Genomic DNA, 15,960 nt, shown 5'->3' with positions numbered 1-15,960 from the left:
CCTCATAATAATTATACCAACTTTCCTGTTGTCTTAAGGCATTAGGATGACCTTATTGGAGTATAGACTATAGAGTCAATAAATACAGTATGTTAGCGTTAATTGAAACAGGAGTATCTTCATCTACTTTTGCCAGGTAATCAGGTTATGCATGTACTGGCTGATACCCCTAATTTTCTTCTTTATAATTGGTGTTGGGCATGATTGGGGCGATTGAGTAGATGGATGAGCTAATTTTATTTTTCTATCTTTTGCAAGACTAAAAATTAGTGCATCATGACAAAGTGTTTTAAGCTCTTTGATTAATCTTTGCGTACAGTCATCCTGTTTATGATTCTGAATATTCAGTAAAATAGTATTAAATTTAAGGATATTAAATTCATTTTCTTGAGTAAAACAATTTAAAATAAGCTCAAGGTCTTCTTTTTTGGAATAATTCTTATCTCTGATAAATGATCGACAAGGGATTTGAGGCATTTTTTGAATGCTTTCTTCCACTTCCCTTTTAATCATTAAAAACGCAGTAGGTAAGCTTAAAGCAAGTTCCTTTTGTCGGGCAGCAAGTAATTTCGAGCGTGAACTTTGTAATTTTTTTCCAGAATCTAACCAGGAAGAATCATTTAATTCGCCCTCATCAACACCAAGAAACTTGAGCATCCCCAGAACATTTTCATGCAAAGGGATAGAGTTTTGTGAACAAAAGGCTTTTTGTAAGCCATAATGATTAAACGAGTGGGGTTGAATTTCTTTGCTGAATTTATTGGCATCCACCACATAGCCATGAAATAAGGCATTCGATATCTGTATTGGACCTGTAGTACATACAACAATCGACTTAAGATATAGATCACGCTCTTTTTTCATTAAATAAGACAAAAACTTATCATCATTTGTTTCTAAGATCCGTTTAATTAACGAATATTCTTTACTAAAAAATAGATATTTTATTAAATTCAGTTGAACCTGTAGGTTTTTTCTCAATCTTTGTATCACTTCCTCATGAGTTTCTTGGGGGGATATTTTATTAAAATCTAAAAATTTATTTTTATCCGCCATCACTTCATTAATGTATTTTCTGATTTTTAATGAAGAAGTAGATGTATCAGGTGGATTAATTTCTTTAGATTTTGCTATATAAAGTGACTCAGAACGATTTTTCATGAATTTTAACAGATAACGATTTATCAAGCTGTCTTCGTTTAATTCAGCCTCTGTGCGCTCAATGAAGTCAGTATCATAATGAGATAGTCGGGCAATGAGTCCATTTTGTACACGCTCAATATCTTTTTGCGCTGCTAGGGCGTCTACAATCGCGACAAAATCATTATTTGCGAGAATAAATTCTTTTCTTCCCATTCTTAAACTACCAATATTGAGTAATATTGGCATTTCAGTTGGAATAAGTTGAGGAAGCTGAGTCGTATCAATTGGAAAATCAAAATCGGTATAAGTTCCTTTTTTAAATATTGGAGAAAGCCATCTTAAAATATCACTGGCAACAGCTAGGTTCCCGCCCATTTTCAAATTACAAATTTCGTCTTTATAAAATTGGTACAATTTTTTTTCGTTATCTGTTTGAAGGAAGGAGTGAATTGTGTTGGCATCAATTAAATGAATTCGATGTTCTCTACAAAATTCGTGTAGCGTATTAACTGATGTCTGGGTGAGCAAGCTGGATTCGTATACCAAGTGAATTGTATCGTTGATATTTTTTTCACGCATTTCAATCAGTCGAATCTGATTCTCCAAATTCATAAACGCATTTGGATTATTGCTTAACCAGATTTTTACATGTAATTTGGGGTTATATTGATACATTTTTTTTCTTTTTTTGAGTTCAATAAATTACCGCATATAAAAAGCCAGTTTTTTTATATTCCAGTACAACAAAAACAGAGCCATTAATAAAAAGCTTAGCACAAGTTAAAAAAAAGATTTGCCATAAAATTCGATTGATGAATTTCATCTAATATGGTATAAAGGTCGCGCTTTAAATACACACACGGTTCGGCACATACGATAGGGTCCCCAAAAGGGTTTCGTATGGGAAACGTGGAGGAATAACCCTGGAGATAAAAAAATGAATGTAAGTATGCGTGAATTACTCGAAGCAGGTGCTCATTTTGGACACAGAACTCGCTTTTGGAATCCTGAAATGGGTGAGTATATATTTGGATCTCGTAACAAAATCCATATTATCAACCTTGAAAAAACGATGGTAATGCTTAACGACGTAGTAAACTATGTTGGCAGATTAGCATCTAATAAAGCAAAAATTCTGTTTGTAGGTACTAAAAGAGCAGCGCAAGACAGTATTCGCGAACATGCGAAACGTTGTGGCATGCCTTATGTTGACCATCGTTGGTTGGGCGGTATGCTAACTAACTATAAAACAGTACGTCAGTCTATTTTTCGCTTGAAAGAATTAAAAGAAATGAAAGAAAAGGGATTGTTTAATGGAATGATCAAAAAAGAAGCATTAATGCTGACGCGTGAACTCGAAAAGTTAGAAAGAGGCTTAGGCGGTATTGAGAACATGGGCGGTTTGCCTGATGCTTTATTTGTTGTTGATGTTGGTTTCGAACATATTGCCGTTGAAGAAGCTCACCGTTTAAGAATTCCCGTTATTGGTATTGTTGATACAAACAATAGCCCAAGAAATATTGATTACATTATTCCTGGTAACGATGACTCTATGAGAGCAGTTGATATCTATGTACGCTGTGTTGCTGATGCAATTTTAGATGCTAAAGGCACTAATACAGTAGGAGTAGGTTCTTCTGATGCTGAATTTGTTGAAGTAGTTGAACAAACCAGTGATGCAGAAAAAGCTGGGGAATAATTAAAATTTACAATATAGGGGGCCGGGTGTCAGAACACCTCAATTTGCCCCCTTTTTGCTATACGGAGAAATGAAAATGTCAATTAGTGCGAGTTTAGTCATGCAGTTACGTGAACGTACCGGTGCTGGCATGATGGAATGTAAAAAATTTCTAATAGCAACCAATGGTGATATTGAGGCTGCAATTACTGAAATGCGTAAAGCAGGTCAAGCAAAAGCAGATAAAAAAGCAGATCGTGTTGCCGCTGAGGGTGTGGTAGTTATTGCACGTTCCGCAGATGGACGTAGTGCAGTAATGCTTGAAATTAATAGTGAAACCGATTTTGTTGCTCGTGATGAGAACTTTACTAACTTTGCTAGCAAGGTCGCTGAAACGGCATTAAATAGTTCTGCTAATACAATTGCCGAATTGTCTGCAATTACCCTTGCATCTGGAAATACCGTAGAACAAGCTCGTCAAGAATTAGTAGCAAAAATTGGCGAAAACATTAAATTAAGACGTCTAGAGCGTATGTCTTGTGATACTGGGGTAATTGGTTATTACTTACACGGTTCAAGAATTGGCGTTATGGCCGCTCTGAAAACGGGTGATGAAGAACTTGCAAAAGACATTGCTATGCATATTGCTGCCAGCAAGCCAATTGTTGTAAGTCGAGATCAAGTTTCTGCTGAGGCAATTGAAAATGAGCGTGAAATTTTTACTGCTCAAGCAAAAGAAAGTGGCAAACCACAAGAAATTATCGATAAAATGATTGAAGGTCGAATCAATAAATTTATTGATGAAGTAAGCTTATTAGGTCAGCCATTTGTTAAGAACCCTGACATTAAAGTGGGACAACTTTTAAAAGAAAAAAATACAGAAGTACTTTCTTTTATACGCTATGAAGTTGGTGAAGGGATAGAGAAAAAAGAAGATAATTTTGTTGAAGAAGTGATGGCTCAGGTTCGTACATGATGAATGAAAGTCACCCAACATTAAAATACAAACGTATTTTACTAAAATACAGTGGCGAAGCCCTTATGGGCAAGTCACAATTCGGTATTGATCCCTCGGTTCTGGATACCTTAGCCAGGGATATTGCCGAATTAATTAAGATGGGCGTTGAAGTTGGTCTCGTATTAGGTGGTGGTAATTTATTTCGTGGTAAAGCACTTTCTCAGGCTGGGGTTGGACGTGTAACTGGTGACCATATGGGCATGCTGGCTACAGTAATGAACGCCTTAGCGGTGAGAGATGCTTTAGAGCGAATTGATATGCCAGCGCGTATTATGTCAGCTATTCCCATGCTGGGAGTCGTTGACCCTTATCATCGCCGCAAGGCAATTACACATTTGCGCACCGGGCACGTTGTTATTTTCGCAGCAGGAACAGGAAATCCTTTTTTCACTACGGATACAGCGGCTTGCTTAAGAGCCATTGAGATTGGCGCTGATGTGGTATTAAAGGCAACAAAAGTCGATGGTGTTTATTCAGAAGATCCCTTTAAAAACCCTAATGCCATACGATATGATTATTTGACCTATATCGAAGTATTAACGCAAGGCTTAGAAGTAATGGACTCTACTGCAATTTGTCTTTGTCAAGATCAAGGCATGCCATTGCAGGTTTTCGATATGGCTGCACCCAATGCATTGAAAAGAATTGTATCTGGAGAACGCGTAGGAACTATAGTCGGAGCTAATCATGATTAATGAGATTAAGCAAGATTCAGAAAAGCGAATGAAAAAAACGATTGAAGTATTGCACACAGACTTAACTAAAATTCGCACCGGAAGAGCGAATGTTGGTTTACTTGATCATGTGCAAGTTGACTATTATGGAACGATGACTCCATTGAGCCAAGTAGCTAATATTACTGCTAGTGATTCTCGTACAATATTAGTTACCCCATGGGAAAAGTCGATGGTATCAGCTGTAGAGAAGGCCATTTTAACCTCAGATTTGGGTTTGAATCCGGCTACAGCAGGTTCTGCGATTCGTGTCCCTATGCCACCTTTGACTGAAGAACGAAGAAAAGAGCTAATCAAAGTGGTTCGTAATGAAGGCGAGCAAGGAAAAGTATCCATTCGTAATATCAGAAGAGATGCAAATAATCAATTAAAAGAATTAGTTAAGGAAAAGGCTATTTCTGAAGATGATGAGCGTCGAGCAACTGAAGTCATTCAAAAATTAACCGATAAATATATTCTGGAAGTAGATGCATTATTGGCTGAAAAAGAAAAAGATTTAATGGAAATTTAAATCAAGTGACAGCTTGAGGTGAATAACCTCAAGTTGTAATGAATTTTTTATTGCAATTCTTATTCAAATAAAACACAAAGTACTTTATTTAATTTGTTAATTTAGTCATGATAAAGAATCTCAATTAAGTTTTTTCATTGATTAGCGGAAAAATAGCTTAATAAATTTCTCTTAAATGCTTCTGAAAATGATTTTTGGAGGTTCCTTATGAAGTATAAAGTTGTAATTTTTGGCAAAAGTGGTAAAACGAAACTCGTTCATAAAGTAGCTCAAACAAAAATTGATTTTGCAGAAGAGACTTCCCCTACCTTAAGTGTTGAGTTTTTCTCTCGGCAAATGGATTCCAATAATATTGTAGACCTATGGGATATATCTGGAGAAGAGCGATTTAAACAAATTAACCCATATTATTATAAAGGGGCTGATGTTGGTTTATATTGTATTGATTTAACTGAAGAAATTAACGAACAAGAACTAATTAAAAGTATCCAGCAGTTTCGTCAATTTGCGCCCCTAGCTCCGATTATCTGTGTTGGTACAAAATCAGATTCACCTAAAGCAAATCTTAACGCATTAAAACAAATTAATTCAAAGGAATTATTTGCCAATTTCATTACCACTTCAGCAAAAAACGAGGAGAATATCGAGGAGCTTTTCGATCTGATCCGCGCTCAGTGTGAAGCGAAACTTCTGATCTCGTGGGCTGAGGCTGTTATAAAACTAAAGGAAGGTATAAAAAATCTACCCAAGATCAAAAAAAGCTTGATGGATATTGAATTGGATGAGCTGTCTAAAATTATATTGGACTTGAAAGCTACGCCAAAAAATAAAGCTAAAGCCATTGAAAGTTTTATAAAGAATAGTGACATCATTTTGGCGGGTGAGAATCCTAATATCCTTAAAGCAGCACTTTCTGTTGCTGCAGCGGCCATTGTATTGATTGTAACCGCACTAATGGGCTTTACAATTGGGGTTGCGTGTAGTTGGTGGACTGGTCCAGGCGCTTTTTTTGCGGGGATATTAAGCGGTTATACTGCTGCTGTAACTGTTGCTTCTTCGAGCGTCATGTCAGGGGTTATTGCGGGAGGTGTTACTGCATATGGTTTATTTAAGCCTTCTAAAGAGATGGAAGCGCTTGATAAATTTACTGATGAAGTATCTTCTTGGAATAGAGCAGTAGTTTTATAGTCCAACCGAGATGTTAATCGCTGCATTATTTTGTTTGTTACAAAATTGGCAGCACCTCAACCAGGGCTAATCCAACTTTGTAGCGTGTATAAGCAGTTCGAAGTCCATGCGATAGGCAGTAGCAAACGATGGTGTGATGCGCATCATACATTAGGATGACTTTGTTTATCGCACGTGTTGAGCAATCGCTCGATGATATCACCGGAATGGCGCTCGCTGTTGTATAACAAGTTAACTTGCTTTTCCCGTGTTGAATCGGGTTAAAAATGCTTGTAAATCATCATGTCTTTAAAAAATAGTACATTTTTTTTGCATAAAAAAAAGTATCATTTATAATGCACAAAGTTTTAACATTCCTGAGAGTATTATGCCCGGTTCTGTTCATGGTGGTGGCTATATTTATTATTATGATTTTCCAAGCCAACTCGATTTCGATTTTGTTCCACTTCCACTAAAAGAAAAATATCCGACAATTACCTCAGAAGATGATCAATATTCCATTGAAAGCACACGTTACTCTGAGTATGTAAGTACAATAAAAACCGAATGTGCCGATAAAATGGCATGGGTGATGAGTTCACTACCAGCAGCATTGGAATCATTAGAGGATGTGATTTGCCTGAAACAATTATGTAATTATTTAAATACCAGCGATTTTTGGAAAAAAGATGATGATTGGCCTGAACAAGTAAATGATGAGCAGTTAAGAGCATTTAATATCGAGGTTGTTAGAAACTGGCTTTTTCACAACACAGCGCGACATTTTTACGTTCAAAATCAAGGGGCGCTTCCAAGTTTCAATGAATATACAACGCAAATGGCTATTCAACTGGAGCAAATGAAGAAAGAATTATTGGCTCTTGATGCCCTTTATTTGATGAATTCCCATCTAAATAGCTACCTTGTTGGACTGTGGGAAAGCTTTAACTCAGGTAGCAGCCTTAATAAATTCAATGTATTTAATGTTGCTGCAATTACAGAAATGATAAAAGAAAAAGAGTTACTTCCGGACCTCATGCAGCTTAATATTCATTCAGATGATTTTGAGCATTGGCAACGAGTACATCGGGAACTGGTTCATGAATTATTAATCATAATAAACTGTTCAATTCTTAATGAGTTGAAAAAAAAATGTGCAGCACATGGCTGCAAAATCCCCTTTGAACTATTATATGCAAAGTACTGGCCTACCTCGAAACGTTTAGACGACTACACTTCACCATTACGTTCATTATCTGAGATAAATCAGTTCATGGAAAAAATTGCTGAAGTGGAACAAGAACGATTTAGAATCATTGAAGAAAAAAGAAAAAGATGGAACGGTTCACCTGCAGGCTTTGAGGTAGCTATGGAGCGAACCCAAGCCATATTGATGTCCACTGATGCAAGTAATGAAAAATTGATGCAAGTCTTGTCCGAGCAGTTGGAAAAAATTGCTGCTGAAGATGAAGTTGTCCAATCTCTCTCATTGGTTAATAAAAATCCAATAGAGATTGTTAAAAAGATATTGCATGCTGAACGAGTTGATGAGGTAGCTAAGTTAGCTCCTGTAATTGTTCGTGACATTCAGCATGTTATCGAACATATGCCCGATAAGCCTACATCCGTTGATCATTCCAAAAATCTTCAGGCACTGGATCAATTTGTGGTGGGGGTTCGTTCAGCTTGTAATCGTGCCGCTCTGATCGACCTTTATGATCGTTTAGAGCAGAGCACAAACAAACAAATTGCTGAAAAAATAATTGGTGATTGGGATGTGGTTGGGACTGACATTCGTGATAGTGAACGAATGCTGACGGAATCAGATAAACTTCGCATTATCGCTTATGCTCAAGGAAAAATGACTAAGGAAGAATACACAGAGGAAATGTCTAAATTAAATATAAAACTTGAGCGAGGTGAGATTACCGCTCAAGAAGAAGTCGTCATTAAAATGTTTCCTAAGCTCAAACAGGCACTAGCTCGGTTACCTAAAGAATATTTAGAAGATTTTTCTCTTGTCTTAAAACGAGCATTTGTACACCAGCAAATTACCCACCCAGAAAAATTTCTCCAAAACCCTCATGAGACTGCTGTTTTTACAGCACTTGGTTTAGACTCAGGCAAAGTTAAGGTGGATAAGGAGCTTGTCCAGCAAAAAATCAAACATGTGATTCAAAATGTAGTCCTGAATGGTCAGTCCGAAAATGAATTCCCTACCTTGAAAGAATTGCAGTATCAGATTGAACTGATGGCCTTAAAGGAAAAGATCAGTGCCGCAGGTGGAGATCCTTCACTAGCTCCTTTGATTCATACTGTAACCAAGGCCAGGCAAAAAGTCCTCGCAACCGCAACCCTTTGGTTAGAACAAGAATATGAGCGATGCAGAAAGGAATTGAATGATGACAAGGGACATATTGCTCAGCACATAGACAGTTCCTTGAAACAATCAAAAAGTAAATTGCTGCGCTCTATAAGCCGTGCGGTCAATCAAAACATTAAAAAGAGCAAAGACAGTCTTACCGCATTAAAAGATGAGTATAACAAAGTAATCGAGATGATATCTCCTCTCAATGATCAGTCTTGCAGTACCTTCCATGCTGAGTTGTTAAAGGATGTTCAAAAAGACATTGAATTTTTTAATCAATGGGGTGATCCCATCCAATATGAAAATATTCAAGGATTCATTGGTGGCATTGGCGAAGTGTTGGGGGATGGTGTGTGTCAAGCAAATACTTATAGAGTAATTACTCAAGAAATGACCACCCTAGGAAGAAACCAGTTCCTTTCCGATGCTCAATGGAAAACAGAAGTAAAAATTTCACCCCAAGATCGCTATAATCAAGCTTTATATCAAGTAGACGCAGGGGATGAAAAGAACAATGGTTTATCAAAAGCGGTATTAAAGCGTCTTCATTTAAAGAAAATTCAAGCACTACACAAAGATTTTCATTATGCAGATGAGCCTGCTTTTGGTTCTGACTCTATTTATCAAATACTATTTCAGGCAGTTAATGAACAGAAGAAATCCAAATTCAAAAATTTTGGAATTGTGAAACTATCTATTGGACACCATGCAACTAACAAAGACGGAACTCAAGCCACAGATCAGGCGACGTGGGGGCATGCAATCTATTTACGTTACGATCCTAAGAAGAAAACTGCATATTTTTATGATCCAAATCATGGACGGAGCATTAATTTTTATACTTGGAAAAAGTTGGAAAATGACGCTGATTTTAAAAAAATGGGACAGAAAGAACAGGATGAGGTGGTTTTAAATTACATGCTTTTATGTTTTTCGCAAATGATGACTAATGACTTTAATGACATCAATACTGTCAAATGCTATGAAATGGAAATGGATTTTAGTTTTATTGATAAATTAGTCTCTGCCGGTAATAAGGTCGTTGGTGGCTTAAATAATTTCTTTAAAAAGAAAAAAGAGCCTGATATGCAAATTAAAAGCATGACTGTAAGCCCCATGGTTCCATAGCAATAACACTCAAAATGCATAGCAACTGTCATTGACGTTGCTATGCTATCAACAAGCTACTCAAAAGCAATATGGCAAAATTGGAAGTGATCACAAATACTGCTGTTCACCTCTTTATGTGCCAATCATAGATAGTCATATTAACTCGAGTATAGGGAAGAGGTCGAACTTCATAACCAATTTGTCCCTTATTGACTATTTAGAGTTCAATAGATTATTTTGTATGAAAGACGGCTATAGTGAAATTTTTCTAAAATAGATTGCTAATCGCTGCCAGTTTGTTTGTATAAAATCTCCAACATAACCCCATGATTCAACCCAAATAATACGTTTGAAAGCAGACGTTTGCTTTATTTTATTCATGAACAATTCTTTGCTTTCATCGGCAGCAAAAATGACCATATTCGAACTTTTACGTATTGGAATAACTAAGGTATGTTTAAATTGGTTCCTAACTAATTGAAAAATAGCATCTTGCTCTTTGATGTTGGCCAAGTTTATAGCCAAAAAACCATCTTCGGTCATTATTCTTTTGCATGAAGCAAAAAAATTGGCATCAGCGCATTCAGGTGGGAAATGATTGGCGTTATATAGATCAATGATGACATGATTGTATTTCCTTTTGCATGTTTCTATATAATCTTTAGCATTCTCATGGACGACTGTTAACTTTTTTAAGTGGTCTATCATAAAAAAGCTTCTTGCTATGTCGATGACTTCCTCACTATTATCTACAGCAACCAGAGGAACATCTTTTAACATCCACGCAACCCCCGCACCGCCTAATCCCAGCATACAGGTGCCACCAGGGTATTTTCGAGCCATTAATGTAAGTGCAGGAAGATAATATAAAACTGGCTCTTGCGGATGATAACGGTTAATTACTGTTTGGAGTGCTGTACTTCCTAATGTAAGCCAACGATAACATAAATTTTGATATACTTTATAACCTGAAGGAGATGTATGAATGCATCTGCCGAACTTCGTTTTCCACATTTAGCGTGTATTCTCTAATTGAAAAGGGTAAACGGAGCCAAGTTTTAGAATTTGAGATAGTTCATCCAAGGCAGAAAAACATTCTTCAATAAGTTGAGGATCAGCTAAATCTTTGGGAGCTAACTCAGTACGATAATGCTTTAAAACCCACATTTCTAAAATTTTTAATAACTTATCGTCGATTAATACGCCTTGATGCATGGCTTCAAGCTCTTCGTCATTCAAGGGAACACGCAATCTTAAGCAAGCAGGGCCACCACCGTTTTGCATACTTTGTTTCAAATCAAGAAAATGCACCGAGTTGATTGGGTTCGAGTCATCAGCAAGTATTCTCTCAATGCATGCATTAGAACGAGGATTGTTTTGACATTCAAAGGGAGCAATAAGCATCATCGAGTTTGATTTTTTTAAACTAATAATTTGCGAATTAAAAAGATAGGTTGCAACAGCATCAGCAACACTAAGTTCTTTTTGTGGAATTTGAATAATATTTAAAGGAAAGGGTGCTTTTTCCTTTAATTGGTCCAGTATTGAATTTTGTTGATGAAACGCTTGTTCATGGACTAAAAAAACTGATTCATTGACTACAGAGATAACGTCATTATGGAAAACCCCTTGATCGATAGCAAGTGGATTTTGGCATGCGAACACAACTTGGTTTTCTGATAACTGATGTTGACGAACAATCGCCTCAGATGCTTCTCGGGTTTGACGGGCTGGATATTTTATTGGGCCAATGTTTGACTGATTTTTCCCTAAAGTTTTTTTCCCGTAAACAAAAAGATGTATTCCTGGTTGGCTGTAGTTTTGACAGAGACGACTGTGATTTGCAGCACCTTCGTCCCCAGTAATCGTTGATCTTGGCAGAATCGCATGATGATGAAAATAATTTGGGTTAAAAAAAATAAGCTCCAGTAATTTTTTTGAAAAATCTGCCTCATGATGTCGATGTAAATTGCTTATGAGATTTGCGGCAGTAAAATGAACTTTATGGTCATGAGTATCCGTGCTTGGAGAGACGGTAGCTGCATTGGCTGCCCACATACTGGATGCTGAATAACATGCACTAAGAAGTTCTGGTGCATTTTTATACGCTTTATTAATTTGCTCTTTGGGCTTGCCGCAAAAACCTAATTGATGGAGTAGCTCTAGATTCGGACGTTGATGCGGTGGTAATAATCCTTGTTTCAGGCCCATTTTGTACAGCAAGCGCATCTTCTCTAAACCTTGCAGTGCGGCCGCCTGAGGATTAGAAATTGCCGCTGCATTATTAGAAGAAGCAAGATTACCTGGGGCAATACCAGCGTAATTGTGGGTAGGGCCAACTAGGCCATCCATGTTTAACTCATAAACAGTCATTTTAGATTCCATTTTAAATGAGCCGAATTAGCGCAGCGTAATTCAGCTACAATACACCAAAATCGCTAATACCTGGTACTATTTGTTCAGGCATCGTTAAAAAAGATTGTTCCATACTGGCTACGGGATAAGCGCAATAATCTGCAGCAAAGTAAGCACTCGGTCTGTGATTTCCACTTAATCCGACCCCGCCAAAAGGAAGACTACTGGCTGCGCCTGTGGTGGGTCTATTCCAATTAATTAAACCAGCGCGGACATGTTGATAAAATTGCTGATAATTCTGCTCATTATTACTGAATAAACCCGCGACCAAACCGTAACGAGTTTGATTCGCCAGATAAATTGCGTGTTCAAAGTCTGAGTACCGATATATTTGTACTAGAGGTGCAAAAATTTCCTCATCTGGTGGATTTTCGAAATGCGTCATATCTATGATGCCTGGTGATAGTAAGCCTGTACACTCAGCAAGTAATGTCATGGGCAATAAAGAAATACCTCCTGACTCAGCGAGTTTTTTTTGGCTATGAATGTGTTTAAGAGCTTGCACATGGCTTATAACTGGCCCCATAAATGGCTCTGGTTTTTGATCAAATGGGCCTACCTTGACTGATGTGCACATCTTGATAAAACGCTGTAAAAACTCATCACCTTGAGCGGAATCAGGGATGATAACACGTCGTGCACAGGTGCAGCGTTGACCAGCAGTAATTATGGTAGAGAGTAATGTATGGTAAACAGCCGCTTGAAGGTCAGTCACTTCGTCAATGACTAAAGGATTATTTCCACCCATTTCAAGCGCTAAAATTACTTCTGGTTTATCCGCGAATTGTTGGTGAATACGTAACCCTGTGGCATAGCTACCGGTAAAATACACACCTTGAATGTCTTGTGCAAGTAAGATTTTTGCACAGGTTGCATCACCCTGTAAACAATTGATTACTCCGGGAGGCAGTTCGCTCTCATGCCAACATTGCATGATAAACTCGGCTACTGCAGGTGTATGCTCACTTGGTTTATAAAGAATCGTATTTCCTGCTAGAAGAGCAGGGACTATGTGCCCATTGCTCAAATGAGCTGGAAAGTTAAATGCACCAAGAACAACTACAATGCCGTGAGGTTTAAACCGAAGACAGGCATTCGCTTCTGTTGTTTTGGTCATTTTTGTTCCGGTTCTTTCTTGATAAGCTTGGATGGATAAATTAATCTTTCCTATAACTGCATTGACTTCGGTATGTGCCTCCCATAGAGGTTTTCCAGTTTCTAATGCAATGAGCTGCGCTAATTGATCACGATTTTTTTCAATTTGCTTCGCAAATTTCTGGATGTAATTGGCGCGTGTTTCGAAATCAAGTGTAGACCAGGGGAAAAGGGCTTGATGAGCAGCATGATAGGCTGAGGAAATTTCTTGTTCCGTTGCATTTGTTCCTTGCCAAAATAATGTCCCATAAGCCGGATTTAATGATTCCAGCTTAGTTCCCTGTCCCTCAAGCCACTGACCACAAATATAGTGTCCTTTACCATTCAATATTGATGATTTAATCATTTAACACCCCATTATCAAATAATACCGGAGCAACACGCAGTTGATTTCCACATTTAACTTGAAGGAGATTTGCCGTTTTTTTGCTAATGATACATGTATTATTTTCTCTGTTGATTAGAGCGCTATTAATGGTTGCACGAAAATCCAATTGGGTATTTGCTAATAAATAGCTCGTACTGCTCACTTCATCACTAATGTTTTTAATGGTGACCACGCGACTAAGTTCAATGGTTTTGATTTTGGATAATGGTACTTCGAGTGTGGGACCCGCATCGAAAATATCAATGTACTTGTTATAGCGAAAACCTTCTTTTAATAAAATGTTCATTGCCGCTTGTGTCGAGGGATGGGCTTGGCCTATCACTGCTTGGGCTTCTGTAGACAGCAATTTAACGTAGATTGGATTACGAGGCATTAAGTCTGCTATAAACTGTTTGTCAGTGGCGAGGGTGAGTCGATCTGCTTCAGCAAAAGACATGTGAAAAAAATGACTTCCTACATTCTCCCAAAAGGGTGATATACCCTTTTCATCCGAAATTCCGCGCATTTCAGCAATTACCGTTGAAGCAAAACGTTCAGGATATTGAGCCATAAAGAGGAAACGTGCTTTGGAAAGTAATAAACCATTTTTATTTTTTCTGTATTGAGGCTCTAAAAAAAGGGTGCAGATTTCACTTCGTCCCTGATTATCATTTACTAGACTTAAAACCTCATAATCACTGCGTATATTTAACGAACGACAAATTCGGGTGCGCTTAGATATTTTGTAAGAATAAAAAGGAGCCTCATGTCCAGTGCATGATTCTATTCCTGAAACACCCATTATTTTTTTATTTGTTGGATTTTCTAAAACAAATAAATAATATTCATTATACGGCTTTTCGATAACTTTTTTATAGGAGTCAGTAGACCAGCAAAGTCGTTTTTCCAATATTTCTTTATCCTTGGAAAGCGTTGTTATTCCTACGCCACTTTCCTCAGCCAAATGATGAATGGCATCCAAATCTGTAACACGAGCACTACGAAATAGCATCATTTTTTAGATCCTCTAAACCACCTTGAGCTAGATCAAGCAAGAGTAGGGTGCTGAGTGCTGCGCGTTCGAATAAACTATCAAGCAATATATACTCTTCTGAACTGTGAATATTACCACCCCTAACCCCAAGTGTGTCTAGAACTGGTAAACCATGTTGAGCCAAATTATTTCCATCACAGCAGCCACCACTATCTTTCCAATCTATAGATAGACCTAGCTCTTGTCCTAAATGTTGAAGACGATGAAACAAGCGTTTTGTACCTGAGCATACACGTTTTACTGGTCTGCCAAAAACACCATACACGTTTAGAGAATAACCTGGGCGTTTTAATCGACTAATAATTTCATCCAGCTCAGTTCGCACCCAAAACTCATCTTCAGGTAGACTAATCCGAATGTCAAGCTGTGTTACTGCTCGGTCAGGAACCACATTGAGCGCTTCACCGCCTGCAATTGCTCCTACATTAATTGTTACTCCCTCGCGCTTCCCATTAAGTGCATGCACAGCACATATCGCCTCAGCTAAATAACAGATTGCATTTCGACCTTCTGAAAAAGCGCGCCCAGCATGTGCCGCTTTTCCAGTCGCAATAAGCGTCAATTTTCCACTTCCTTTGCGATTTTTTGCTAAGGTACCTGTTGGTGTCATAGCCGGTTCATAAACTAAAGCTGCTTGATAATTAGCTGCTAACTCATCGAAAAGCGCGCTGGATGCTGGTGAGCCAATCTCTTCATCAGTATTGATTAAAACATCCCACCCGAGCTCTGCGGCACACTCATCTTGTTCGAAGGCGGATAAAGCGTGTAACATCACAATAAGGCCACCTTTCATATCGGCAACGCCAGGCCCATTAATACAATTATCATTAATATAAGTTAATTTCTGAAAAGGATTGTCTACGGCATAAACAGTATCCATGTGCCCACAAAGTAAAACTCGACGTTTCAAATGAGGCCTTTTTCTAATAAACAGTGCATCACCACAGTTTTGTATTACTGTATTACCGGATAGATCCATCACTGAAAATGGTTGAAGTTTTTTGATTTGAATGGTGTCTGCTATGGCGCTATAGGCTGTTTGCAGAAGATTAGCCATTTGAGCCAGCCCATCCAAATTGGATGTTCCCGAGTTAGTCTCACAAAACTGATGAAGTTGCTTCACCATCGTTTCCTGATTATTTTTTATTATTTTTATCAGTTTATTGTATGATTTAATCACGGCTTTTAACTTGAAGTTAAAAATACAGAATAGCCGAAATTAGGGTACTTCACAATGTTG

12 protein-coding genes are annotated in these 15,960 nt (G+C 37.8%); 6 read left to right on the top strand and 6 right to left on the bottom strand.

Annotated elements, in window-relative coordinates; genetic code table 11:
* Positions 1–123: 123 nt before the first annotated feature.
* The gene (locus tag OQJ13_RS01070; protein ID WP_265708566.1) at positions 124–1,818 is read right to left on the bottom strand and encodes a glycosyltransferase family 88 protein; all 1,695 of its coding nucleotides are present in this window, start codon (positions 1,816–1,818) and stop codon (positions 124–126) included.
* 262 nt (positions 1,819–2,080) lie between these two features.
* Between OQJ13_RS01070 and rpsB the strand changes: the two genes are divergently transcribed.
* The 6 genes from rpsB (at position 2,081) to OQJ13_RS01040 (ending at position 9,747) form a co-directional block, all read left to right on the top strand.
* Entirely contained in the window at positions 2,081–2,842 is a 762-nt protein-coding gene (gene rpsB / locus OQJ13_RS01065; protein WP_265708564.1) for a 30S ribosomal protein S2, read from the top strand.
* Between the two features lie 76 nt (positions 2,843–2,918).
* Positions 2,919–3,797 carry a translation elongation factor Ts gene (gene tsf, locus OQJ13_RS01060; RefSeq protein WP_265708563.1) on the top strand — a complete coding sequence of 293 codons (879 nt, stop codon included), beginning with the start codon at positions 2,919–2,921 and terminating at the stop codon, positions 3,795–3,797.
* On the top strand, positions 3,794–4,534 hold the full coding sequence (pyrH, locus tag OQJ13_RS01055; RefSeq protein ID WP_265708561.1) for a UMP kinase: 741 nt from the start codon (positions 3,794–3,796) through the stop codon (positions 4,532–4,534). The genes tsf and pyrH overlap by 4 nt, the downstream gene beginning before the upstream one ends.
* The gene (frr, locus tag OQJ13_RS01050; RefSeq protein WP_265708559.1) at positions 4,527–5,084 is read left to right on the top strand and encodes a ribosome recycling factor; all 558 of its coding nucleotides are present in this window, start codon (positions 4,527–4,529) and stop codon (positions 5,082–5,084) included. Before pyrH ends, frr begins: the two co-directional genes overlap by 8 nt.
* Positions 5,085–5,291: 207 nt before the next feature.
* Positions 5,292–6,272 carry a Rab family GTPase gene (locus OQJ13_RS01045; RefSeq protein ID WP_265708558.1) on the top strand — a complete coding sequence of 327 codons (981 nt, stop codon included), beginning with the start codon at positions 5,292–5,294 and terminating at the stop codon, positions 6,270–6,272.
* A 367-nt stretch (positions 6,273–6,639) separates the two neighbouring features.
* Positions 6,640–9,747, top strand: a complete 3,108-nt coding sequence (locus tag OQJ13_RS01040) for a hypothetical protein (RefSeq protein ID WP_265708557.1) — start codon at positions 6,640–6,642, stop codon at positions 9,745–9,747.
* A 234-nt stretch (positions 9,748–9,981) separates the two neighbouring features.
* Here the strand turns inward: OQJ13_RS01040 and OQJ13_RS01035 are convergent, their stop codons facing one another.
* The 5 genes from OQJ13_RS01035 to OQJ13_RS01015 are packed head-to-tail and all read right to left on the bottom strand — an operon-like array spanning position 9,982 to position 15,900.
* A complete protein-coding gene (locus OQJ13_RS01035) occupies positions 9,982–10,743 on the bottom strand; it encodes a spermidine synthase (RefSeq protein ID WP_265708556.1) in 762 nt (253 codons plus the stop codon).
* The gene (gene astB / locus OQJ13_RS01030) at positions 10,744–12,102 is read right to left on the bottom strand and encodes an N-succinylarginine dihydrolase (protein ID WP_265708554.1); all 1,359 of its coding nucleotides are present in this window, start codon (positions 12,100–12,102) and stop codon (positions 10,744–10,746) included.
* 46 nt (positions 12,103–12,148) lie between these two features.
* Positions 12,149–13,645, bottom strand: coding sequence for a succinylglutamate-semialdehyde dehydrogenase (gene astD, locus OQJ13_RS01025; RefSeq protein ID WP_265708552.1), 1,497 nt, complete (start codon positions 13,643–13,645; stop codon positions 12,149–12,151).
* Positions 13,638–14,681: an arginine N-succinyltransferase gene (locus OQJ13_RS01020; RefSeq protein ID WP_265708550.1), complete on the bottom strand. Its 1,044-nt coding sequence runs from the start codon at positions 14,679–14,681 to the stop codon at positions 13,638–13,640. Before OQJ13_RS01020 ends, astD begins: the two co-directional genes overlap by 8 nt.
* Positions 14,665–15,900 carry a hydrolase gene (locus OQJ13_RS01015; RefSeq protein ID WP_265708548.1) on the bottom strand — a complete coding sequence of 412 codons (1,236 nt, stop codon included), beginning with the start codon at positions 15,898–15,900 and terminating at the stop codon, positions 14,665–14,667. Before OQJ13_RS01015 ends, OQJ13_RS01020 begins: the two co-directional genes overlap by 17 nt.
* Positions 15,901–15,960: the final 60 nt, after the last annotated feature.

Source organism: Legionella sp. PATHC035, from assembly GCF_026191115.1.
Classification (GTDB): Bacteria; Pseudomonadota; Gammaproteobacteria; order Legionellales; family Legionellaceae; genus Legionella.
The sequence above is the reverse complement of the archived record's forward strand: the minus strand, read 5'-3'. Positions and strand labels throughout refer to the sequence as shown.